The organism is Afifella sp. IM 167, from assembly GCF_020144925.1.
In the GTDB taxonomy this organism is placed as follows: domain Bacteria; phylum Pseudomonadota; class Alphaproteobacteria; order Rhizobiales; family Afifellaceae; genus Afifella.
Genome location: NZ_NSLC01000009.1, coordinates 84,628 through 107,547 on the forward strand (window position 1 = coordinate 84,628; position 22,920 = coordinate 107,547).

At 67.1% G+C, this 22,920-nt stretch carries 16 protein-coding genes; 10 read left to right on the plus strand and 6 right to left on the minus strand.

Annotation, left to right across the window (positions count from 1 at the left end; genetic code table 11):
* Positions 1–28 precede the first annotated feature (28 nt).
* Genes CLD20_RS16260 through CLD20_RS16275 form a run of 4 tightly spaced genes read right to left on the minus strand, consistent with a single transcriptional unit; the run spans position 29 to position 6,417 of the window.
* The gene (locus CLD20_RS16260; RefSeq protein ID WP_224407716.1) at positions 29–1,165 is read right to left on the minus strand and encodes an alanine racemase; all 1,137 of its coding nucleotides are present in this window, start codon (positions 1,163–1,165) and stop codon (positions 29–31) included.
* Positions 1,162–2,844, minus strand: a complete 1,683-nt coding sequence (locus CLD20_RS16265; RefSeq protein WP_224407717.1) for a hydantoinase B/oxoprolinase family protein — start codon at positions 2,842–2,844, stop codon at positions 1,162–1,164. Before CLD20_RS16265 ends, CLD20_RS16260 begins: the two co-directional genes overlap by 4 nt.
* Positions 2,841–4,946: a hydantoinase/oxoprolinase family protein gene (locus CLD20_RS16270; protein ID WP_224407718.1), complete on the minus strand. Its 2,106-nt coding sequence runs from the start codon at positions 4,944–4,946 to the stop codon at positions 2,841–2,843. The genes CLD20_RS16265 and CLD20_RS16270 overlap by 4 nt, the downstream gene beginning before the upstream one ends.
* Positions 4,947–4,986: 40 nt before the next feature.
* Positions 4,987–6,417, minus strand: coding sequence for an MmgE/PrpD family protein (locus CLD20_RS16275; RefSeq protein ID WP_224407719.1), 1,431 nt, complete (start codon positions 6,415–6,417; stop codon positions 4,987–4,989).
* 169 nt (positions 6,418–6,586) lie between these two features.
* Between CLD20_RS16275 and CLD20_RS16280 the strand changes: the two genes are divergently transcribed.
* From CLD20_RS16280 to CLD20_RS16305, 6 genes are all read left to right on the plus strand, one after another.
* Positions 6,587–7,315 carry a GntR family transcriptional regulator gene (locus CLD20_RS16280; RefSeq protein ID WP_224407720.1) on the plus strand — a complete coding sequence of 243 codons (729 nt, stop codon included), beginning with the start codon at positions 6,587–6,589 and terminating at the stop codon, positions 7,313–7,315.
* 173 nt (positions 7,316–7,488) lie between these two features.
* The gene (locus CLD20_RS16285; protein WP_224407721.1) at positions 7,489–8,478 is read left to right on the plus strand and encodes a tripartite tricarboxylate transporter substrate binding protein; all 990 of its coding nucleotides are present in this window, start codon (positions 7,489–7,491) and stop codon (positions 8,476–8,478) included.
* 135 nt (positions 8,479–8,613) lie between these two features.
* Positions 8,614–9,105 carry a tripartite tricarboxylate transporter TctB family protein gene (locus CLD20_RS16290; protein WP_224407722.1) on the plus strand — a complete coding sequence of 164 codons (492 nt, stop codon included), beginning with the start codon at positions 8,614–8,616 and terminating at the stop codon, positions 9,103–9,105.
* 7 nt (positions 9,106–9,112) lie between these two features.
* The gene (locus CLD20_RS16295) at positions 9,113–10,627 is read left to right on the plus strand and encodes a tripartite tricarboxylate transporter permease (RefSeq protein WP_224407723.1); all 1,515 of its coding nucleotides are present in this window, start codon (positions 9,113–9,115) and stop codon (positions 10,625–10,627) included.
* Positions 10,628–10,703: 76 nt separating this feature from the next.
* The gene (locus CLD20_RS16300; protein ID WP_224407724.1) at positions 10,704–12,743 is read left to right on the plus strand and encodes a hydantoinase/oxoprolinase family protein; all 2,040 of its coding nucleotides are present in this window, start codon (positions 10,704–10,706) and stop codon (positions 12,741–12,743) included.
* Positions 12,744–12,746: 3 nt separating this feature from the next.
* A complete protein-coding gene (locus tag CLD20_RS16305) occupies positions 12,747–14,351 on the plus strand; it encodes a hydantoinase B/oxoprolinase family protein (RefSeq protein ID WP_224407725.1) in 1,605 nt (534 codons plus the stop codon).
* Positions 14,352–14,569: 218 nt separating this feature from the next.
* On the opposite strand, the gene CLD20_RS16310 is transcribed toward CLD20_RS16305, so the two are convergent.
* Positions 14,570–15,655 carry an ATP-binding protein gene (locus CLD20_RS16310; protein WP_224407726.1) on the minus strand — a complete coding sequence of 362 codons (1,086 nt, stop codon included), beginning with the start codon at positions 15,653–15,655 and terminating at the stop codon, positions 14,570–14,572.
* 4 nt (positions 15,656–15,659) lie between these two features.
* On the minus strand, positions 15,660–16,331 hold the full coding sequence (locus CLD20_RS16315) for a response regulator (RefSeq protein ID WP_224407727.1): 672 nt from the start codon (positions 16,329–16,331) through the stop codon (positions 15,660–15,662).
* Positions 16,332–16,500: 169 nt separating this feature from the next.
* Between CLD20_RS16315 and CLD20_RS16320 the strand changes: the two genes are divergently transcribed.
* From CLD20_RS16320 to CLD20_RS16335, 4 genes are all read left to right on the plus strand, one after another.
* Positions 16,501–17,664: an efflux RND transporter periplasmic adaptor subunit gene (locus tag CLD20_RS16320; protein WP_224407728.1), complete on the plus strand. Its 1,164-nt coding sequence runs from the start codon at positions 16,501–16,503 to the stop codon at positions 17,662–17,664.
* An 11-nt stretch (positions 17,665–17,675) separates the two neighbouring features.
* Positions 17,676–20,801, plus strand: coding sequence for a multidrug efflux RND transporter permease subunit (locus CLD20_RS16325; RefSeq protein ID WP_224407729.1), 3,126 nt, complete (start codon positions 17,676–17,678; stop codon positions 20,799–20,801).
* A 551-nt stretch (positions 20,802–21,352) separates the two neighbouring features.
* Entirely contained in the window at positions 21,353–22,360 is a 1,008-nt protein-coding gene (locus tag CLD20_RS16330; protein WP_224407730.1) for a TRAP transporter substrate-binding protein, read from the plus strand.
* A 94-nt stretch (positions 22,361–22,454) separates the two neighbouring features.
* Positions 22,455–22,919 (plus strand): TRAP transporter small permease subunit, encoded by a 465-nt coding sequence (locus CLD20_RS16335; RefSeq protein ID WP_224407731.1) that lies wholly within the window; start codon positions 22,455–22,457, stop codon positions 22,917–22,919.
* The last annotated feature ends 1 nt before the right edge of the window (position 22,920 follow it).

The window sequence follows — 22,920 nt, forward strand, 5'->3', positions numbered from 1 at the left end:
CCTGCGGCTTAAGCGAGGATGCGCGCCGTCACGCGCCCCGGGCGTCGATCGGCCAGACCTCCGAGAGCCGTTCGCCCTCGAACACGTACAGATGGTCGTAGAGGTTGATCGTCGGGTCGCAATGGGGAACGACGAGTTCGACGAGGCTTCCGGGCGCGAGCGAGGCGCCTTCGGGAAGGGTGATGCGGCCATGCTCGTCGCTGGTGGCCGCATAGGCCGAGCCCTCGGGCGCCCCGCGCGCGATGAGCGGCGGAATCCCGTATTTTGATACCAGGCGCTTCTCGCCGGCATCCGCTGTGGCGAGGCCCGGATGGTTTGCGCTCGTCACCGACGTAGCGACGAAAACGCTCGGCGCGAACATCGGCGCGCCGCTGCCGTCGGGATCGACGGCGGCGTATTCGGTATCCATGACCGCGTAGCTGCCGCACTGCATCTCGGTGTAGAGGCCGCCGGCGAGTTCCGGCAGGACGGCGCCCGTGCTGCCGCCCGTTATCCGGGCGGGGGTATATCGAGCCTCGCTCTCGAGTGCCGCCAGCACAGCCGAAATGCGCGAGGCCGCCTCGGCCGCCCCGGCCTTACGCTCTTCGAATGCCCATGTGTGGGAGAGATGACCCGCATAAGCCTGCAGCCCGGCCGGCTCCACGCCCTCGCATTCCTGGAGACGGCGGGCGAGAAGAACGGCCTCCGCCGGTCCGGCAACGCCGGCGCGCTTGCGGCCCATGTCGAGATCGACGAGAAGTGGCACGACAACGCCGAGCCGCCGGGCCTCGAAGGCGATTCTCTCCGCGACATCGGGATGGTCGACCACGCAGGCGAGGCGTGCGCCGCCCGCACGAACCCGAACCACCCGGGCGATGGCCTGCTCGCTGGCGAAGGTGGATGTCAGCAGAATGTCGTTGATGCCGGCGTTGGCAAAGACCTCCGCTTCGCCCGGCGTCGCCGCACAGATCCCTGCCGCGCCCGCGGCGATCTGCCGGGCAGCGAGGGACGAGCATTTGTGCGCCTTGGCGTGAGGCCTGAGCGCCACCCCATGCTGGTCGCAGAGGCGTTGCATCCCGGCGATGTTCCGGTCGAGCGCGGCAAGGTCGACGATGAGCGACGGCGTCAGCAGCCGTTGCCGCGCGTCGCTCCTGCCGATCAGATGGGCGTTCGCGCTTGGCTTCACCTCTCGCCGACCTCCTCGCCGCGATAGCCGTAGACCGTCTTGGCGTGGTCGAGGCTCATCTTGCCTTCGGCGAGATCGCGCGCGATGACGGCCCGCTCGCGCCGTTCCGGCGAGCCGTAGCCGCCGGCTGCCGCCATCTCGGCGCTGAGCACGTCATCCCTGCCGAGCGTGCGGATGAACTTGGACGGCAGCGCCTCTTCCCGGTCGGAACCGGGATTGAGGGTGAGTTTGCCGCCTTTGCCCGGCCCGCCGCCATAGAGGCCCCAGGGCTGGGAGGTATATCGGTCGGAGCGGACCTGCACCCTGACGCCGTCGGTCAGGAAGCGATAGTCGCGCACGATGCCGAGCGCGCCGCGAAACTCTCCGGAACCGCCGGTGTCCGGCAGGAACCCATAGCGCTCCACCCGGATAGGATTCTCGCTCTCGATGAGCTCGATCGGCACATTGGCGAGGTTCCCGATGCAATAGGGGCCGGCGTCCTGGCCGTCCTGGTCGGGGCCGCCGCCGAGACCGGTGTTGTTGTGGAACTCCAGGTGCAGGAACGAGCGGCCTGTCTCCGTGCGGCCGGAGGCGGCAAGAGCGAACTCCGAGCCGCCGGCGCAGGCCGGCATCCGGCCGGGCAGGAGCTTGGCGAGAGCACCGAGGACGATGGAGCGCAGGCGAAAGCCGATCTGCCCGCGCGAGCCGACGGCGGCGGGGAATTCGACGGAGATGAACGTCCCCTTCGGCGCCGTCACGGTGATCGGCCGATACAGCCCGGCATTGTTGGGAATCTCCGCGGCGAGAACCGTGCGCAGCGCCGCATAGGTGCAGGAGACTGCGAACTCCCAGTTGCAGTGGACCGCGCCGCCGGTGTCGTCCTGGGTGCCGGTGAAATCGCAGACGATCTCGTCGCCCTTCTTGGTCAGCTTCAGATGCAGGTGGATCGGGCCGTGGCCGGCGCCGTCGTCGTCGTTCCATTCGTCGAACTCCACCTCGCCGTCGGGAAGCTCGGAGATCGAGTTGCGCGTCAGCTCTTCGGCATAGTCGACGAGATCCACAAGATAGGCGCCAAACGTCGCCGAGGTCATCTGGCGGGCGATTTTCTCCACCTCGCGCGCGGCCTCGTCGAGGGCGGCGAGCTGGGCATGAAGGTCGCCCATGACCCGCTCCGGGATGCGGGTATTCGCCTCGATGATGCGAAAGACGGCATCGCTGGCCTGGCCGCTTTCGCGCATCTTCACCGGCGGCAGCCGCAGCCCCTCCTCGAAGATTTCCTGGCTGTCGGCGGCGTTTCCGCCCGGCACACGGCCGCCCAGATCGGTGTGGTGCAGGACCAGCACGACGAAGGCCACCCGCTTTCCGTCCACGAAAACGGGCTTGAAGGTGAAGATGTCGTTGAGGTGCGAGCAGCCGGAATAGGGGTCGTTGGAGGCGAGCACGTCGCCTTCGCGGATGTCGTCCCCGAAATAGTCCAGGCAGCCTTTCAGCGCCGGCATGACGACGCCGAGATGGACCGGAACGGCGAGCCCCTGGGCGGCGAGGTTGCCGTCGCCGTCGCATATGGCTGCGGAGAAATCCATGGAGTTCTTCACGTTCGCCGTGCGCGCGGTGCGCGTCACCATGACGAGCGCATTGTCGGCGATGGTGACGAGAGCGTTCTTCAACAGCTCGCGCCGGATCGGGCTGATCTGGCTCATTGTGCGGCCTCCCCGGTACGCGTGAGGTGGATGTTGTTCCAGTGGTCCAGTTTCGCCTCCCAGCCCGGCCGGATGACGCAGGTGGTGTCGTATTCCTCGACGATCAGCGGTCCGGCGCGCGGCGCGTCTTTCATCTCCGCGCGGGTGATGACCGGCGTGTCGCACCAGCCGTGCTCGAGGCCGAAATAGGCCTTGCGGCCGCTCGCGCCGAGGCTGCGCTCGTTGCCGCGGCGGCACTGCTCGGGCATCCGCGGGGCGTCCGGAATGCCGCGGCAGACGGCCTTCACCGCCACGAACTGCAGGGGTTCGCCCTTCGATGCGTAGCCGAAGGTGCGGTGATGCTGGTCGTGGAAGGAGGTGATGAGTTCGCCCATTGCCGCTTCGTCTGCCGCAAGGCCGGCGAGCGTCACCGTGAGCGGCGCGGTCTGGCCGACATATTTCATGTCAATGTCGATGCGCATGTCCTGCCGGTCGGGGGCGAAGCCCTGGCCGTCGAGAAGCTTGCGGCCCTGCGCGACCAGGCCGTCGATCGCCTGCTGCAGGGCGTGCCGGTCGGTCTCGTCGAACCGGTGGTAGAAGGCCGTGACCAGCTGGTGCTCGACATCGGCGAAAAGCATGCCGAGCGCCGAATAAAGCCCGGCGACGGGCGGCATCACCACCCGGCCCACCCCTGCTTCCTCGGCAAGCGAACAGGCGTGCACGGGCCCGTTGCCGCCGATCGCCATCATGGCGAACTGGGAGGGGTCGCGGCCTTTCTCCGAAGTCACGCCGCGCAGGGCGCGCAGCATGGTGGCGTTGGCGATCAGATGGACCCCGTAGGCTGCCTCGGTCTCCTCGACTGAGAGTTCGCCGGAAAGCTTCGCGAAGGCCGCCTTCACGGCGGCGCTGTCGAGCGAGAGCTCGCCGGAGACGAGCGCTTCCGGATTGAGATAGCCCAGCATCAGATTGGCGTCGGTGACCGTCGGCTGCGTGCCGCCGCGACCATAGGCGATCGGGCCGGGTTCCGAACCGGCGCTGCGCGGGCCGACGGTGATGCCGCCGGCACTGTCGACGGCGGCGAGGCTGCCGCCGCCGGCGCCCACTTCGGCGATGTCGATGGTCGGCACCTGCACCGGATAGCCGGCGCCGCGCACCATGCGCGCTCCGAGCACGGGCTCGCCGCCGACCTCTGTCTCCGGCGAAACGGTGTAGACGCCGTTTTCCGTCAGCGTCGCCTTGGCGGTCGTCCCGCCCATGTCGAAGACCAGCATGTCGCCAAGGCCGAGATATTGCGCGAGCCTGGCTCCGCCAAGCACGCCGGCGGCCGGGCCGCTCTCGATGATGGTGATCGGCTGGTCCTTGACGAGCCTGCCCGGCGCGATGCCGCCCGAGGACTGCATGATCATCAGCGGCGCGGTGATCCCGATCGCATCCAGGCGCCCCTTCAACGCCTCGATATAGCGCGTGACGATCGGCCGGAGGTAGGCGTTCACCACGGCGGTCGACGTGCGTTCGTATTCGCCGATCTGCGGGACGAGGTCCGACGACGCCGTGACCATGATGTCCGGCATCCGCTCGCGGAAGAACGCTGCCAGGCGCTGCTCGTGGGCGGCGTTGACGTGGGAGTTGATGAGGGTGATGGCGACGGCTTCGACGCCGGCCGCCTCGAAGGCGGCGGCAATCGCCTCAAGCTCGCTCTCATCGAGCGGGGCGACGATCGCGCCGTCGGCGCCGATGCGCTCGCTCACCTCGAAGCGCAGATCGCGCGGCACCAGGGGATCCGGCTTGCGGTAGGTGATGTCGTAGAGGCGGGGGGTGCGAAAACGGGCGATCTCCAGCACGTCGCGGAAGCCGCGCGTGGTGACGAGCCCGACCTTGGCGCCCTTGCGCTCGATGATCGTGTTGGTGGCGACCGTGGTGGCGTGGACGAACTCGCGGACCTGCTCGGGCGCGACGTCGAGCTCCTGGAAGAGCGCCCGCGTTCCGACCTCGATCGCTTCGGAATAGTCCTTCGGCGTGGAGAGGATCTTCTTGGAGAAGATCTGCCCGTCGTCGCCGATCATGACGATGTCGGTAAAGGTGCCCCCGATGTCGACGCCGAGGCGAAAACGCTGCTTGGTCATGATGCTTTGCGTGTCATCCCTGTTGGAGCGAGAAGGGTTTTCAGCCATCCGCGCGCGCCGCGCGAAACGCGGCGACGACGTCGCGGATGTCGTCGGCGCCTTCGATGGCCAGGATGGTCTCGGCGAGCCGGTCGCTCGTCGCCCGGTCGGCCCCGAAGCCCCAGGCCAGGCAGTCGGCGAACTTGTCGGAGATTTCCTCCGGTGACATGGGCTGGTCGGGCGCGCCCTTCATGGTCTGGGTGCTCTTGGAGACGGTGCGGCCGTCCTTCAGCACGATCTCGATGGCGGCCGGCGCTATCGCCGTGGCCTCGATGGTGCCGGGCACCACCACCTCGAAACGGCTTGCGAGCGCGCTCTCCGGCGCCCGCACCCGCTCGGCCGTGTAGGTGGCAAGCCCGACGCGCCCGTCGGTCAGTGCCGCGGCGAGGCCGTAGCAGGCGTTGAACTGGGCATGCACCACCGGGTTGGCGTGATCGGGAACGAACGGCGCACCGACGATATCGGCATTGACCGCGCCCAGCGTGATGGTGGCGGAGGCGATGTCGTCCGGGCGGATGCCCTCTTCGTAAAGCTCCAGGCCGAGCTGGATCGTGGAATGCACGCAGCGGCAGCAGGGATAGGGCTTCATGGAGACGTCGAGCAGGTGCCAGCGGCTGCCGATCCTCTCGCGCAGGATATCGGGCGTCACCTCGCCGCGCTCGTAGAGGGCGAACAGGCCGGCCTTGCCTTCCAGGAAGCGGGTAGGACCGGTCACGCCGGTTTCGGCTAGGCGGGCGGCGAGGACGCCGTTGCGGGCGGCAAAACCGGGCCCCATGCGCTTGGCGAGCGCGCCGTCGGCAATGAACTGGGTGGTGCCGCTCATCTGGGTGAAGGCGAGGCCCATGGCATGCGCCATTCGCTCCCCGTCGAGGCCGAAGATGCGCCCGGCGGTCAGGGCGGCGGCGATCGATCCGAGCGCCGTCGTCGGATGCCAGCCCTTGCCGAGGCTATTGTAGCAGGCAAGGCCGAGGCGGCAGAATAGTTCAACGCCGCAGGCAACCGCGGTCACGAAGCTGCGGCCATCGACGCCCCCCTTTGCCTCGCTGGCGGCGAGGGCGGCCGGCAGGACCACGCAGAAAGCGTGGATGCGGGCGGGATCGTGCTGGTCGTCGAAGTCCAGCGCGTGCGCGGCAGCGCCATTGAGCATGGCAGCGATCGACGGGCCGCGGCCGGCCTCGTCCAGCAGGACCGTCGTGCGCCCCTCCGGTTCGAAGCCCGCGGTCGCGCGGTTCATTTCGGCGATCCCGGGCGCCCGCGCCGCCCCGGCGATCACGCCGAACGTGTCCAGCAGGAACCGGCCGACGGTGTCGCGCACCGGGGCGGGGAAATCGTCGGCGCCGAGGTCCGCGAATCGTCGGGCGACTTCCGCGCCGATGTTCATCCATTCATCGCCGGGCGCTTCGTCGGGCATGGCCACTTTCTGTCGGTTCATGAAGTCTCGTCTCGCCGTTCCGGCCGTGTTTTGTGGCGGCATATGCGTGGACAGGTGCGCGTCCAGCTGACTATGCTTCTCCGTCAACTGGCGGCGGCGATGCCCAGCCTCCGCTTCGGGTGGCTATAATGCCTAGTTGTATAGTCATTTCAAGTGGAGGAGAAACCCCGTGCCGTCCGCCAGCGCTTTTCCCCCGCTCTACGTCCAGATCCGCGACTACATCCGCAATGGCATCGAATCGGGCGAGTTCGGTTCGGGTGAGCGCCTTCCCTCGGAGAAGGAGCTGTCCGGGCGCTTCAAGACCACGCGGGCGACGGTGGCGCGCGCCCTCCAGGAACTGGTCTTCGAGGGATTGGTGCAGCGGCGGGCCGGAAGCGGCACCTTCGTTCTTCAGCCCGATCTCACCATCCCGTTCGAGACGACGCGCATCCGCTCCTTCGACGAGCAGGTCGCGGCGAGCGGAGAACGGATCTCCTACCGCCTCCTCAGTTTCGGCGAGGCGAATGATTCCAAGGCGATAGCTGCGCTTTCCGAGCCCGCGGGTTCGATCTACCTTCTCGAGCGCCTGCGTCTCGCCAATGCCGTTCCGCTGAGCCTTGAGCGCCGCTTCATTCCCGCCGACATCGGCGACCAGCTGACCGTCAGCGCTTTGAATACCCTCTCGATCCACCGCATCCTGGAAGAGCTGGTGCAACAGCCCGTCGCCGCGATCGAGGGCGTCATCCGGGTCGGCTCCGCCGGGGCGACGCTGAGCGAGCTGCTGAAAGTCCAGCAGGGAGCGCCCCTGCTCATTCGCGACTACACGCTGCGGAATGCGGAGGGGAGGGCGCTTGTCTTCGGCGAGTCCTTCTACAGGGAGCAGTTCCGCATCCCCTACCAGGTGCGCCAGGACGATTGATTTGGTCGCGATGGAGTCAACTTGACTAGTTGACTAGTCTCTTTATTCTCCCCGGTGGTCGCGTGCCGCACTTGGTGCACGACGTGGAGAAGAGCCGCGGTGCGAATGCGCGCGGCGACACCGATCACCCGGGCTCGGCGCGGGTGGCCGCCAAAAAAAGGGGAACCTGTTACATGTTTGGTGCATCTTTCGTCAGGAGCTGCCTCGGTGCGACCCTGGTCGCTGGCTTGGCCTTCGCCGCCTCATCCCATGCGAGCGCGCAGGACTGGCCGACCGACCCGGTTCAGATCATCGTCTCCTATTCCGCCGGCGGCGGAACCGATCGCCAGGCCCGGCTTCTCGCCGAGCCTTTGCAGGAGATTCTCGGCGTGCCGGTCACGGTCCAGAACCTTCCCGGCGGTGGCGGTCAGGTGGCCGCGATGGCCGTTCTGCGCGAGCCTGCTGACGCGCCGGTTCTGCTGGCGACCAATGAGCCCGACCTCACCATGGGCCCGCTTCTCAACAAGGCACCCTTTTCGCGCGACGACCTCAAGGTGATCGTGGTCGACGTCACCGATCCGCGCATTCTTCTGGTCACCAAGGACAGCCCGTACAAGACCTTCGAGGATTTCGTGAAGGCGGCGAAGGAGCATCCCGGCGATCTGACGATCTCCGCCGCCCAGGGCGGCGCCCAGGAAATGTTCGCGCAATGGCTGGTCAAGTCGCTGGATCTCGATGTCCGCATCGTCGGCTATGGCGGCGGCAGCGATGCGGCGAATGCCATGCTCGGCGGGCACGTCACCGCCGCGCTCGGCGACGATTTCTCCCGCATGAACATCCGCAGCGAATCCCGCGCTCTGCTGATCGCATCTGATGGGCCGAGCCCCCGCTGGCCCGAGGCCGAGGTCATGAAGGACGTCCTGCCGAAATATGGCGCCGATGTCCCGACGCCGGACTTCCTCGCCCGCTTCGGCATCTACGCTGTCCAGACGGCCATGAAGAACGAGCATCCGGACCACTACAAGACGCTGCAGGACGCCATTCTGAAGGCGATGAATTCCGACAGCTACCTTGCGGCCGTGGAGAAGGCGGGACTCGACGATCTGTCCAAGCGCGCAGCCGGAGAGAAATTCCAGTCCTCGTTCGACGCCACCGCCAGGACGGTCAAAAGCATCGCGGAGTAGGCCCATGCCTGCAGGGCTTCACGGCGGCGCCGCTCGATGCCATCGGAAGTCCTGCAGCCTGAAAGCTCTCGGCAAAGGAAGCGAAGGGGCGGAGGCGCATCGGCGCATCCGCCCGCCGCAATCGGGATTGAGGACATGACCAAGAGATTCCCCCTCGGCGAACTGGTCGTGCCGACGGCGATGCTGATCTTCGTCGTCGCCTATTGGCGACAGGCCTACGGGCTCAGCTTCGAGGCCAGGCTTTTTCCCACGGCGCTGACCCTCGCCTTACTCGCCCTGATCGCCGCGATCTTCCTCAAGCTCTTCCGGCAACGGCTTGCGGAGGAGCCGACGGATGAGGCCGCGGCGGTTGAAGGCGAGGCCGACACGGCACCGCAGCCGGTCTTCACGCTCGCACGCATTGCGGTGGTTCTCGTGCCGGCGATCCTCCTCTGCGCCTGGAACTTCCTCGGCGGTATTGTCTTCACCGCCCTAACGACCCTTGCGGTCGCCTTCGCCCTCGGCGAGCGGCGCCTGTCGCTCTTGATCCTCCTGCCGGTCGGCACGGCGCTCGGCCTGCATCTGATCTTCTGGGTCGTTCTCCACGCCCGCATCCCTCACGGCCTCGCGGCCGGCCTTTTCGGCTGAGCGCGACATGGAATTCCTCACCCACCTTTCCGACGGCTTCGAGGCTGCCTTCACCCTGCACGCGGCCGCCTTCGTGCTCCTCGGCACGCTGCTCGGCATCATCGTGGGGGCGACCCCGGGCCTCTCCTCCGGCATGGCCGTGGCGGTCCTGCTTCCGCTCACCTTCACGATGGATTCGCTGACGGGGCTCATCTTCCTGACCTCCGTCTACGTCGCGGTGACCTACGGAGGCGCGATCACCGCGATCATGCTCAACACCCCGGGCGCGCCGGAGAATGCCGCAACGGCACTCGACGGCCATGCGCTGACGCGGCTCGGCCAGTCGGGTCGTGCGCTTGGCGTTGCCATCGCCGCCTCGGCCCTGGGCGGCCTGCTCTCCTATTTCCTGATGCTGTTCGGCATCGCCTCGATCGCCCAGGTGGCGCTGACCTTCGGTCCGACCGAGATATTCCTGATCGCACTCAGCGGGGTCATGGTGCTGGGGGCGGTCGGGACGGGCTCGCCGGCAAAGATCCTCGCTTCCGGCATGTTCGGCCTTCTGATCGGCACCATCGGCATCGTGCCGACCGGGGAATGGCGTGCCACCTTCAGCGAGCCCTTTCTGGCCGACGGCGTCCAGATCGTGCCGGTTCTGATCGGCATGTTCGTCGTTGCGGAGCTGCTCATGCTCGCCGGGCGCAGCACGGTCGTGGACTCCGACATCGACGTCAATCGCAGCATGGGCGCCATCTTCGCAGGCTTCGGCGAAGCCCTGCGCATGCCGTGGACGCTCCTGCGCTCCTCCATGATCGGCATGGGTGTCGGGTTGATTCCCGCCGCCGGCGCGACCCTGGCGGCCTTTTCCTCCTATTCGGTCGCGCGCCGCATGTCGCGCCAGCCCGAGACCTACGGCAAGGGCTCCACGGAGGCGATCGTCGCTGCGGAATCGGCCAACAACGCCTGCTCGGGCGGCGCGCTGACGGTCTCTCTCGTGCTCGGCGTGCCGGGCAGCGTGACCACCGCCGTCATTCTTGGCGCCCTGACCATGCAGGGGCTGCAGCCCGGTCCGATGATGGTCGTTCAGCAGCCGACCCTGGTGTACGGGCTGATCATCGCCGCGATCCTTTCGCAGCCGGCCATGGTGCTGTTCGCCGCCCTGGCCGGCCACGCAATGTCGCGCGCGCTCACTGTCTCGACGCGCGTTCTCGTGCCGGTCCTCCTGATCCTGTCGATCTACGGCACCTTTGCGTTGCGCAACGCCATGTTCGACGTCTGGATGATGCTGGGCTTCGGCGTGCTCGGCTATTTCATGAAGCGCTACGATTATTCGCCCGCCGCTCTCGTCATGGGGGTGATGCTCGCTTCCATCACCGACGCCGAGCTGATCCGCACCATGCAGATCTTTGGGCACGACTGGTATCTTGCGTTCTTCCAGCGCCCAGTCTCGCTCGCAATCATCGTCATCCTGGTCGGCAGCCTCCTCCGGGCGGCCTACGGAAACCGGCGACGCCGGGCGAGCGAGGCGGAAGGGGCGCCCTCGTAGCGCCGGAAGGGCGGGATTGGAGCGGCCGCCCGCCTGTGGCTGGCGCGATCGCGTGCGAAGCAAGGAACCATCACCCATGCGCATCGGCATCGATGTCGGCGGCACGTTCACGGACGTCGTGGCGACGACTTCCGAGCGAGGGCTCGTCTTCGTCAAAACGAGCTCGACGCCCGATGATCCCTCCAGGGGGGTGATCGAGGGGCTGCACCTGCTCGCCGCCGAGCTTGGCCTCTCCTTCGAGGCGCTACTGCAAGACCTTGAGATGCTCGTACACGGAACGACGGTGGCGACGAACATCCTCGTCGAGCGCAACGGCGCCAGGGTAGGGCTCCTGACGACCGCGGGGTTTGGCGACCTGCTCGTCATGCGTGAGGGCACGAAGGCGCGGCGCTACTCCCTGCGCGATCCGTTCCCGGAACCGCTCGTTGCGAAGGAACTGCGCAAGGAGGTGAGGGAGCGGCTGCGGGCGGACGGCAGCGTGGAGACCGCCCTCGACCTGGAGGATCTGGATCGCGCAATCGCCGAGCTGAAAGACGCCGGCGTCGATGCCGTCGCCATCTGCTTCCTGCACGCGCACCGCAATTCCGGGCACGAGCGGCTCGCCCTGGAGCGGATCGAACAGTCCGGATGGCCCGTCTACGTCTCCATGGCAAGCGAGCTTCTGGCCAAGGAAGGCGAGTATGACCGGCTGTCGACGGCCGTGGTCAACGCCTATGTCGGGCCGGGTTTTAGCCGATATCTCCGCCGCCTGTCGGATCGGCTCGCCGCGGACGGGGCCACGGCGCCGATCCTCGTCATGCAGTCGAATGGCGGTGTCTTGCCGATCGCGGAGGCTGGAAGGCGCGCCGTGGGCGCCGTGACGAGCGGGCCGGCCGGCGGCGCTCGTGCGGCGGCTCTGTTCGCGCGCTCGATGAACCTGGAAAACGTGGTCAGCTACGACACCGGGGGCACCAGCAGCGATGTCTGCGTGGTCGAAGGCCATGTGCCGATCGAGAGCCCGTCGAAGACGATGTCCGACCTGAAGATCGCGGTGAGTGCCATCGAGATCAATCCGGTCGGCCTTGGCGGAGGCAGCATCGCCTGCCTCGATCCCGCCGGCATTCTGACCATCGGACCGCAAAGCGCCGGCGCCACCCCCGGGCCCGCCGCCTTCGGGCGCGGCGGCAACCGGGCGACGCTGACCGATGCGAACGTCGTGCTCGGCTGCATTGCTCCGGGTTCCTTTCTCGGCGGCCGGCTGAAGATCGCGCCGGCGCTCGCCCACGCCGCGATCGAGCGCGAGATTGCCGCCCCTTTGCAGATCGGCGTGGAGGAGGCGGCCTTTGCCATCCAGCAACTCGCCGTCTCGAAAATCTCCGAGGGTATCCGGCTCGCCACCGTCCGGCGCGGGGCCGATCCGCGCGATTTCGCTCTCATGTGTTTCGGCGGTGCCGGCGGCCTCCACGCCGACGCCGTCGCGCGCGAGCTGGAAATTCCCAAGGCGATCGTGCCGCGTCAGGCATCCGTCCTCTCGGCGCTCGGCTTTCTCGCCACGGAGGTTCGGCACGACTTCAGCCGCAGCCTCGGCAGGCCCCTGGACAGGATCTCGCCCGGGGGCCTCCGTGAGATTTTCGGCGAGCTCGTCAACGAGGGCCGCGAAGCGCTGCTCCGGGACGGTTTTTCGGGCGAGCGGCAGGTGATGCGGCTGACCGTCGAATGTCGCTATCGTCGCCAGGTGGACAGCATCGACGTTCCGCTCACGCAGGAGGAGCTGGAGGGGGACGGGCCGGCACTGCTGCAGGAGCGGTTCACCGACCTTTACCGCGGGCTCTTTCACCACTCCCATGATGAGCCCGGCTTCATCGACAGCTGCCGGCTCGCCGCTCTCGGCCGGATTCCGGCGCTCACGCTGCCGGTGGTCGAAACCTCTTCCGCCGTGCCCTACGGATCGCGACGGCTCTATCTCGATGAATGGATCGACTGCCCCGCCTACTGGTTCGACGACCTCGGCTCGGGCGCCGTCTTCGAGGGGCCGGGCCTGGTCGATTCCGACTCCACGACCGTCCTCGTCCTGCCGGGCAGCCGCGCCACCGTCGAGCCGAACGGCAGCCTCGTCATAACCCGTGGAGGTGTTTGAGCCATGGCCATCCCGAGCCCGGCGGACGACGTCGATCCGCTGACCCTCGCCGTCGTCCAGCACAAGCTCCGCGCCATCGCCGAGGAGATGGTCGAGACCATGGCGCGTACCTGTTTTTCGCCGATCCTCAACCAGAGCCGGGATTTCTCTAGCGTTGTGATGGACGGGCAGGCGAGAACCCTGGCCCAGGCGGAGCGGGTGCCGATCCACATGGGCGCGATGCCCTTCGCGATCGAAAAGATGGCGGCGGCATTCGAGGGCAGCCTGCGGCCCGGCGACATGCTCATTGCCAACGACCCCTATGCCGGCGGCAGCCATCTTCCCGATGTCACCATGGCCATGCCGGTCTTTGACGGCGGCGCGGTCCGGTTCTGGGTGGGGCTCAGAGCCCACCAGGGCGACATCGGCGGGATCTCGCCCGGCAGCTACAGCCCGGCCGCCACCGAGATCTGGCACGAAGGGCTGCGCATACCTCCGATGAAGCTGATCGAGGAGGGCGCGTTGCGCGCCGATCTCCTCCAGCTCCTCGCGCTCAACTCGCGCAAGGGCGACGACCTGAAGGGCGATATCCAGGCCCAGATCGCCGCGGTTCGCAGCGGGGCGGAGCGCGTGGCGGGCCTGATCGCACGCTATGGCGCGGAGGCGTCGGCGCGCTGCGCGGCGGCGGTGCTCGATTCGGGCGAAGCGCATATGCTGCGGTTCCTGCGCGCTTGCCGGCCGGGGCACTATGCGGGAATCAGCCATCTGGAGGGGGAGGGGGACGAGCCGCTGATCCCGATCTCGGCGAGCATCGATCTGTCGCCAGAGAGAATAATCGTCGACCTGCGCGATTGTCCGGACCAGATGGCGAGCTTCCTCAACAGCCCCATCGCCAACACCCGCGCCGCCGTCATCGTGGCGCTGCTGTATCTCAGCGACGATGAGGGCATGCTGAACGACGGGGCGACACGGCCGCTGGAAATCCTGACGCGGCCGGGATCGATCGTCGATCCGCGTGAGCCCGGTCCCGTCGCCGCCTGCACCTCGCTGACCGCAAGCGCCATCATCGAAGCCGTGCTGAAGGCGATGGCCGATGCCTGTCCGCAGGCCGCCATCGCCGGCTTCGCCCGGCGCTTTCGCTTCGCCCTCGCCGGCGCGCATGCCGGCGGAGAGCCGTTTATCTGGCACTTCTTCTTCAACCGCGGCGGGGCCGGTGCCAATGCCAGCCACGAAGGCTGGCCCAATCTCGGCGGCATCCACAATCCGGGGGGAACCCCGTCACCGAGCATAGAGCGCACGGAGGCTTCCTATCCGCTCGTGGTCGAGGAATATGCCTTGCGTGAAGGCTCGGGCGGCGCCGGACGGCGACGTGGTGGGGAGGGCGGTGTCATTCGTATCCGTTACGAGGGTGAAGGCGGCGCGACCATTGCGACGAGCGGTGACGGCGTTCGCGTGCCGCCCTACGGTCTGGCTGGCGGTGCTGACGGGCAGGGCCACGCCTATTGGATCGAAAGGGCGGATGGCAGCCGCATCCCGCTCGGACCGCGCGAGAGCGGCGCCGAGCTTGGGCCGGGCGACCGGATCGTCTGCCATGCGGCCGGCGGTGGCGGTTACGGAAGTCCCGAATAGATAGCCGGATCCGGAGAGGATCGATCCTCCGGCCGAAAATGTCCGGTCGCCGGGGACGAGGGCACCTGTAGCCATCGACGGAGCGGAAAGCTGCCGTTCTGGATCCACCCCTCCAGGCCCTTCAGCCCCGTTCTCGGAGAAACAGGCAGCGGACATCCAAAAAAAGGCTGAAACTCGCGGGCTCTGCCCCGGCCATATCGATGGCAGGCGGGCGGCGTTTATCCCCTCCTCGCGTCCGGAGCGCGCGTCTCGGTCCTGAGCACCATCTCGAACAGCGCACCGCCGCTTCTCGAGGGACGATAGCGCAGCCGCCCGCCATGCGCTTCCACGATCGCGCGCACGACCGACAGCCCGAGCCCGTTGCCGCCCGGCTCCCCGGATCGAGCCTGATCGCCGCGGACGAAGGGATCGAAGACGCGCCTCGCCATCTCGGGCGTGAGGCCCGGCCCCTCGTCGGCGACACCCAGCACCGTCTCGCCGCCGCTTTTCCCAAGAGAGATCGTGATCGCACCCCGGTTGGCATAGCGCCGCGCATTGGTGACGAGCGCCAGAAGAGCCTGCCGGATGCGCGTCGCATCGGCCAGCACGACGACATCGGAAAGCTCGAGTGCGAGGGAAAAACCCTGGGCCTTCAGGTCGGGCGCCAGGAGCTCGGCCATCTGCCCGATCTCCTGCGACAGACAGACCGGTTCGATGTGCAGGTCCAGATGCCCGCTATCGGCGAGCGTCACCGTGCGCAGATCCTCCACCAGCCTTGCCAGGCTGTCCACCTGGAGGACCAGACCCCGGAGCGCGCGCTCGTCCGGTTCGAACACGCCGTCGATCATGCCCTGCAGGCGACCCTTCAGGACGGTGAGCGGCGTGCGCAGCTCGTGCGCGATCGTGGCGTTCCAGAGTGCCATGTCGGCGGCCATGTCCTCCAGGCGCTGCGCCATGGTGTTGAAGTCGTCGATCAATCCGGCGGTCTCCCCCAGCGAGCGATCGCCGGGCGGAACCCGCGCCGACAGGTCGCCGCCCGCGATGCGCCGGGCGCTCTGGGCGAGCGTTTCCAGGGGCTCCAGAATGCGGCGCGCGAGGCGCAGGGCGACGAAGGCCGCAATCGGCAGGGCGACGAGGATGGCGGCCCCCAGGATCGCGAGATCCGTTGCCGTGAGCCACTCGCCCTGCGTGTCGAGCCGTGGATAGAAGGCGATGATCGCCGTGTAGGCGAGATAGGTGCCGAAGAAGACGAGCAGCCCCGCCACCACGGTGATGGCGGACATGGCGATGAGGATCTGGCGGCTCAGGCCGGCGCGCAGCTTCATGGCATCAGGTCGTCAGGCGATAGCCGACGCCGCGCACGCCGGGCAGGAGGCCGACCGCGCCAGCCTGCTCCAGCTTCCGCCGCAGCTTGCTGAGGTGGCTGTCCACCGTCCGGTCGAGCGCGTCCGAGCCCGGCAGGCAGGCATCCACCAGTTCGCTCCGGGTAAAAACCTTGGTCGGGTTTCGCGCCATGTGGGCGAGGATCCGGAACTCGGTCAGCGTCAGCGGAAGAGACGCCGTGCCGAAACTCGCCTGATATGCGTCGAGATCGATCGAGAGCTCGCCGACGCGCAGCACGCCCGCGGCGCTGGCCAGCCCCGATCGGCGGAGAACCGCCTTCGCCCGCGCTACCACCTCGATCGGGTTGAATGGCTTCACGACGTAGTCGTCCGCACCGATGCGCAGCCCCTGAAGGCGGTCGATATCCTGGTCGAGCGCCGTGATCATGATGGCGGGCGTGTTGCCCCGGCGGCGCAGCTCCGCCAGCACCTCCCATCCGTCGAGACGCGGCATGGTGACGTCAAGAAGCACGAGATCTGGCTTCAGTGCCAGATGGAGGTCGAGCGCGGTGCGCCCGTCGCGTGCGCCCACCGTGCGGAACCCTTCGCGCACGAGATAGGCGTCGAGAATGGCCGCGATCTCGTCGTCGTCCTCGGCGATCAGAACCAGGGCTGTCATGGCCGGCGTTCTCCTCGTCCACTGGATGCCACCTCGCTCGCCGCGCGTCGAGCGGTCGCCGCACGTCTCCACGAAACCGCAACACAGGCTCCACGGTGCGCCAACGGTGGGGATCGATAGAGACCGCGTCGCGCCCCGGCGACGATGCCATTGTCATGGAAACCAAAAAATGCCGCCTCTGCGCCGCTTCTCCATCCCAGCCCTCCTGGCCGCTGCCCTGCTGCTCGGTGCCTGCACGCGGGGCGAGAGCGAGGCGGCATCGCCGGAACCACCGGCTGAAGCCGCCCGCGTCGCTGTGCTCACGGTCCAGCCGCGCCGGGTGGTCGTCACCGACGAGCTGCCGGGGCGTGTCTCGGCCCTGCGCACGGCCGAGATCCGCCCGCAGGTCGGCGGCATCGTCCAGAAAGTCCTCTTCACCGAAGGCTCGGAGGTGGCGGCCGACCAGCCGCTCTTCCAGATCGACCCCGCGCCGTTCGCCGCCGACGTTGAGGCGGCGACCGCGGCGCTGGCCCGGGCGAAGGCGGATCTTCTCAACGCGGACGCCAAGCACAACCGGATAAAGGCGCTCGCGGACGCCCGAACCGCGAGCGCCGCAGCGCTGGGAGATGCGACGGCCGAGCTGGCGCGGGCACGCGCAAATGTCGCCGAGGCGCGGGCCAACCTGACCCGCCGCAAGCTGGAACTGGGTTACGCGACCGTCCGCAGTCCGATCGCGGGACGCATTGGCCAGGCCCTCGTCACCGAGGGGGGCCTTGCTTCCGTCGGCGCATCGACCGCCCTCGCCGTCGTCCAGCAGATGGACCGCGTCTACCTCGACGTCCGCCAGCCCTCAATGCGCCGGGAGCTGCTGGAGGAAATGCTCGAAAGGGGCAGCAGCGAGGAGGCCGGCGCTCTTCCGGTCGACATTCTGACGATCACGGGCAGGCCCTACGACTTCCAGGGCAGGATCCTCTTCTCCGAGAGCACGGTGGATCCCGGAACGGGCAGCATTGCCATGCGTGTCGAGGTGCCCAACCCTTCCCGCCAGTTGCTGCCCGGCATGTATCTGCGCGCCAGGGTGCCGAGCGCCATCTATGCGAATGCGTTGACGGTGCCGCAGGAAGCCGTGCTCCGCGATCCGTCCGGACGGGCCCAACTCGCCGTGATCGGGAACGACAATACCGCCAGCCGCCGCGACGTCGAACTCGGGCCGCTGGTGGACCGCCAGTATGTGATCCTCTCCGGCCTGAAGCCCGGCGAGACCGTGGTCGTGCGGGGTCAGGATCGCACGGAGGCCGGCGGGCCGCTGGAGCTTGTTCCCTACCGGCCTTCCTCACCCCAGACCAAGGCCTGAGGAGACCGCCCATGCCTCAGTTCTTCATCGAGCGCCCGGTCTTTGCCTGGGTTATCGCGATTTTCATCGTGCTGGCCGGCATCGCCGCGATCCCGCAGCTTCCGGTCTCGCGGTTTCCCGTGATCGCGCCGCCGAGCATCAGCATATTCGCCAGCTACACCGGCGCCAGCCCGCGGACGGTCAACGACAGCGTCACGGCGCCGATCGAGCGCGAACTGACGGCGGTCAAGAACGTCCTCTACTTCGAGTCCTCCTCCGACTCCTCCGGCAGTGCCAACATTACCGTCACCTTCAAGCCCGGCACCGACCCGGAGCTCGCCCAGATCGATGTGCAAAACCGCCTGAAATCCATCGAGCCGCGCCTGCCCGAGCCTGTCCGCCGCGCGGGCCTGTCCGTAGAAGGCGTCACGTCGGGCTTCCTGATGATCGTGTCCCTGCGCTCCGATGGGGGCGAGACCGATCCGCTGGCGCTGGAAGACTATCTCGTGCGCCGCCTGGCGCTGGAGCTCAAGCAGGTGCCTGGCGTCGGCCGCGTCCAGTCCTTCGGCTCGGAGGCGGCGATGCGCATCTGGATCGATCCCGCCAGGCTCGTCTCCTATTCGATCTCGACGGCCGAGATCGTCCAGGCCATCCAGACGCAGAACGTCCAGGTGGCGCCGGGGCGGCTCGGCGAGGCGCCGGCGGTTCCCGGCCAGGCTGTCAGCGTCCCGCTCACGCTCAGCGGCCAGCTGGAGACGCCGGAGGAATTCGCCGCCATCGTCCTGCGGTCGCAGCCCGACGGCTCGACGCTGACGCTCGGGGACGTCGCCCGCATCGAGGTCGGCCCGCAGACCATGGGCTTTTCCATCTTCGACGGCGGCAAGCCGGCGACCGCCGCCGCCATCCAGCTCGCGCCCGGCGCCAACGCCGTCAGCACGTCGGAAGCGGTGCGCGCGCGCCTGGCCGAACTGCAGCCTTCGATGCCCACGGGCGTCACCTACGCCGTGTCCTACGACACCGCGCCCTTCGTGAAGCTCTCGATCGTCAAGGTCGTGCAGACGCTCGCCGAGGCCATGGTCCTGGTGTTCCTGATCATGCTGCTGTTCCTCCAGAGCATCCGCTACACGCTGATCCCGGCGATCGTCGCGCCGATCGCGCTCCTCGGCACCTTCGCCGTGATGTGGGCCATCGGTTACTCGATCAATGCGCTGACGATGTTCGGCATGGTGCTGGCCATCGGCATCATCGTGGACGATGCGATCGTCGTCGTGGAAAACGTCGAACGGCTCATGGCGAGCGAGGGCCTGTCGCCGCGCGAGGCGACGCGCCGCGCCATGCGGGAGATCACGGGCGCGGTCATCGGCATCACCCTGGTGCTGACGGCGGTGTGCCTGCCGATGGGCCTTGCCGGCGGTTCCGTCGGCGCGATCTACCGCCAGTTCACGGTTTCGCTGGCGGTCTCGATCCTGTTCTCGGCTTTCCTGGCACTCAGCCTGACGCCCGCGCTCTGCGCCACGATCCTCAAGCCGGTCGTCCCCCATCATGAGAGGAAGGGTTTCTTCGCCGGGTTCAACCGGGGCTTCGACAGGCTGACGGGACGGTACACCGCATGGGTCGGCTGGCTGGTGAAGCGGGTCGGCCGTGTCATGCTGGTCTATGGCGTCCTCGTCGGCGCGCTGGTGCTGGGCTACCGCGCGCTGCCGACCGCTTTCGTGCCGGACGAGGACCAGGGAACGTTCATGACCTCCTTCACCCTGCCGGCCGACGCCACCGCCGAGCGGACGCAGGCTCTCGTCGAGCTCTTCGACAGGCACGCCGCGACACGCCCCGACATCGCCAACAATCTCTCCGTCATGGGCTTCGGGTTTTCCGGATCGGGCGCGAATGCGGCGATGGCCTTCACCACGCTCCGGGACTGGGATGAAAGGAGCGGCAGCACCGACGCCGAAATCGCGGCGGCCGAACGGGCGATGCGGCAGGCGACGGAAGGGGAGATCCTCATCATGAAACCGCCGGCCATCGAGGAATTGGGCACAACGTCTGGCATCGCCATGCGCCTCGTCGACCGCGCCGGGCGCGACGCGGCGGCGCTGCGCGATGCGGCGGAAAAGCTCGTCGCTCTCGCGGGGCAGAGCAAGCTCCTGCGGAATGTGCGCGTGGACGGCCTTCCCAGCGGGCCAAGCGTGAACCTTCGCGTCGACCGGCAGAAGGCCGGCGCCCTGGGGGTCTCCTTCACCGCCGTCAGCGACCTGCTCGCCTCCACCATGAGTTCGACCTACGTCAACGACTTTCCGCGCGCGGGTAGTCTCCAGCAGGTGATCCTGCAGGCGCAGGCGAAAGACCGCATGCAGGTCGAGGATGTCCTGAAGCTGCAGGTGCGCAACGACAAGGGTGGCATGGTCGCCCTTTACGAGATGGTCACGCCGGAATGGTCCGTCAGCCCGCTCCAGCTCAATCGCTACAACGGATACCCCTCGCTCAGCATCTCGGGAGACGCCGCGCCCGGCGTGTCGAGCGGCGATGCGATGAACGAGATCGAGCGGATCGCCAAGGGGCTTGCCGGCGGCTTCGCCGTCGAATGGACGGGCCAGTCCCTCCAGGAACGCCAATCCGGCGCGCAGGCGCCGCTTCTGATGGCGCTCTCCTTCGTCGTCGTCTTTCTTGTGCTCGCCGCCCTCTACGAGAGCTGGGCGATCCCGCTTTCGGTCATGCTGGTCGTGCCGCTCGGGATCCTGGGCGCGGTCGTCGCGGTGCATCTGCGTGGCTTTGAGAACGACGTGTTCTTCAAGGTCGGCCTGATCACCCTGATCGGCCTTTCGGCCAAGAACGCGGTGCTGATCGTGGAATTCGCCCGCAAGCTGCACGAGGAGGGAAGCTCGCTTGCCGAGGCGGCCGTCGAGGCAGCCCGTTTGCGGCTGCGCCCCATCGTCATGACCTCGCTCGCCTTCACGCTCGGCATCGTGCCGCTGGTTATCGCCAGGGGACCAAGCTCGGAGACGCAGAACGCCCTCGGCACCGGTCTCTTCGGAGGCATGATCTCGGCCACCGTCCTCGCCGTCCTCTTCGTGCCGGTCTTTTTCGCGCTCGTGATGCGGTTTGCCGAGCGCCGGGCGAGGGGTCCGGTCGAAGCGAGTCCCCCGGCGCCGGCCGGACCATGATCTGCAAGACCATCGCGTTCGCGGCCCACACCAAACGCTCGTCCGCGAACTCTGCTGCTGCTTCGTTCCGAGTGGAAAGACAGGCGCCGCGCGGATTGGAAATATTGTTATCGTAAGTGAAAGTCCAATTCGCCAAAAGATGCCGTTCCCGGCCGTGAAATGCACCTATTCGGTGCTTTACAGCTTTGATGGCGCTCACCATCCGGGCCGGTTCCGGACAGCTACTAGAACCATCTCGTTCGGATTGAGCCGATCCGAACGAAGAAGGCATTGCTCAGCGTATTGAATTCGGGGCCATTTCTGATCGATCGGGAGATTCCACTGGATCGGAAATGGCTTTGCGCAGCGCCCGATCGACGCTTCGGCGATGGCTGGACCCGGTCGGCTCGCGCTCGGGCGGTGCCGGTTTAGCGCAGCCAGCTCCAAGATGCGCTTGCCTCAATTTTCTGCATATCCGTCATAAATTTGTGCATGAGAAACTCTTTCTCTGTTCGGAAAATTTGATATCGTTTGGGGATCGTAGCAGAGAAGAGCCAGTCGGGAGATCGAATATGCGCGCGATCGTTTCATCGGCAGGTGCGCTTTGTATCGGCGCACTGCTTTCCACGACGCCTGTATTGGCGGCGGACGTGGTCAAATGGGACCTTTCCACCGAGTACGGACCGACGTCGCTGCCCGGCCGTGCAGACGCCTACTTCGCCGATCGCGTGAAAGAGCTGTCGGACGGGCAGATGGAGATCACAGTCCACTATAGTGGTGCCCTCGGCTTCAAGGCCAACGACCACTACACGGCGGTCGAAGACGGCGCGCTGCAGCTCGCCGACACGCCGTTCAACCGCATGAACGGCATCTATCCCATCTTCGAGATGCAATCGCTGCCGTTCCTGCAGTCCACGCTGGACGAGGCCAAGGCGCTCGATGACGTGATGCGGCCCTTCTACAACAGCAAGATGCGGCAGAACGATCAGTTCATTCTCTTCACCGCGCCGTGGACCCCGCAGGGCTTCTGGGCGAAGCAGAACGTCGAATCGGTCGACGACCTGAAGGAACTGAGGGTTCGCGTGGTCGATCTCGCCGCCGCCCAGACGCTGAAGCGTGCGGGTGCGGATGCCATTCAGCTGAGCTGGGCAGACACGCTGCCGGCCCTTTCCACCGGCTCTATCAACGGCGTGCTGACCTCCGACGATGGCGGCCTTTCGGCCAAGTTTCCGGAAGCGGGTCTGACCAGCTTTTCCGCCGTCGGCTTCACGGTGGGCGTGGACATGGTGCACGTGAACGCGGATGCCTTCTCCGATCTCTCCGAGGAACTGCAGGTCGTGCTCCTGACCGCTGCCGCGGAGGCGCAGGACTACGGCTGGTCGAACGCCAAGGAAACCGTGGCCGGCAACGTCGCCAAGATGCGCGAACTCGGCGTTGATGTGGTGGAGGAGGTCTCACCGGAGTTCAAGGCCGCACTGAAAGAGGCCTCCCAGCCGGCGATCGATGACTGGAAGGAGCGCTTCGGACCGCAGGCCGACATGGTCCTCGACCTCTACGAGAAGAAGGCATCGGGCCTGTGAAACCGGGTGTCTTTTGATTAACCGCGCGGTCTTGCTCTTTCGGCGCGGCGTCAGCCTTCTTTCCCTGGTCAGTGCGTGTCTGGCGGCGATGGGCGTGTTGCTCATCGCCGGCTTTATTCTCCTCGAGATCACGCTGCGGACGTTCTTCGCAACCTCGACCTTCATGATGAACGAGGTCGTGGGCTATCTGGTGGCCGCGATCGGTTTCCTGGCGCTCGGTCACACGTTCGAGCGAGGGGATGTCCTGCGGGTGAACCTGTTGCTGCAGCCGCTCGCCCGCTGGCCGCTCGCCCGCATTCTTCTCGAGATTCTGCTCGTGCTCGCCACGCTCGCCGTGACCGCATTTCTGATCCGCTACTTCTTCGTCAACGTCGAACGACAGTTCACGCGCGGATACACCAGCGGGACGATGTCGAACATGCCGCAATGGATTCCGACGGGGGTGATGCTGATCGGCCTGGCGGTCTTCTGGCTCCAGGTTTTCGCTTACGGACTGGGCATCGGTCTGCGCCAGATTGCGCCCGACTCCGATCCCCATGCTGAGAGTGGCATTCAATAGT

Coding starts and splice junctions, on each gene's coding strand:
- CLD20_RS16295 (WP_224407723.1), top strand. CDS start 9,113: ATGGAATTCCTCACCCACCTTTCCGACGGCTTCGAGGCTGCCTTCACC.
- CLD20_RS16320 (WP_224407728.1), top strand. CDS start 16,501: ATGCCGCCTCTGCGCCGCTTCTCCATCCCAGCCCTCCTGGCCGCTGCC.
- CLD20_RS16265 (WP_224407717.1), bottom strand. CDS start 2,844: ATGAGCCAGATCAGCCCGATCCGGCGCGAGCTGTTGAAGAACGCTCTC.
- CLD20_RS16310 (WP_224407726.1), bottom strand. CDS start 15,655: ATGAAGCTGCGCGCCGGCCTGAGCCGCCAGATCCTCATCGCCATGTCC.
- CLD20_RS16330 (WP_224407730.1), top strand. CDS start 21,353: ATGCGCGCGATCGTTTCATCGGCAGGTGCGCTTTGTATCGGCGCACTG.
- CLD20_RS16305 (WP_224407725.1), top strand. CDS start 12,747: ATGGCCATCCCGAGCCCGGCGGACGACGTCGATCCGCTGACCCTCGCC.
- CLD20_RS16285 (WP_224407721.1), top strand. CDS start 7,489: ATGTTTGGTGCATCTTTCGTCAGGAGCTGCCTCGGTGCGACCCTGGTC.
- CLD20_RS16290 (WP_224407722.1), top strand. CDS start 8,614: ATGACCAAGAGATTCCCCCTCGGCGAACTGGTCGTGCCGACGGCGATG.
- CLD20_RS16300 (WP_224407724.1), top strand. CDS start 10,704: ATGCGCATCGGCATCGATGTCGGCGGCACGTTCACGGACGTCGTGGCG.
- CLD20_RS16325 (WP_224407729.1), top strand. CDS start 17,676: ATGCCTCAGTTCTTCATCGAGCGCCCGGTCTTTGCCTGGGTTATCGCG.
- CLD20_RS16315 (WP_224407727.1), bottom strand. CDS start 16,331: ATGACAGCCCTGGTTCTGATCGCCGAGGACGACGACGAGATCGCGGCC.
- CLD20_RS16275 (WP_224407719.1), bottom strand. CDS start 6,417: ATGAACCGACAGAAAGTGGCCATGCCCGACGAAGCGCCCGGCGATGAA.
- CLD20_RS16270 (WP_224407718.1), bottom strand. CDS start 4,946: ATGACCAAGCAGCGTTTTCGCCTCGGCGTCGACATCGGGGGCACCTTT.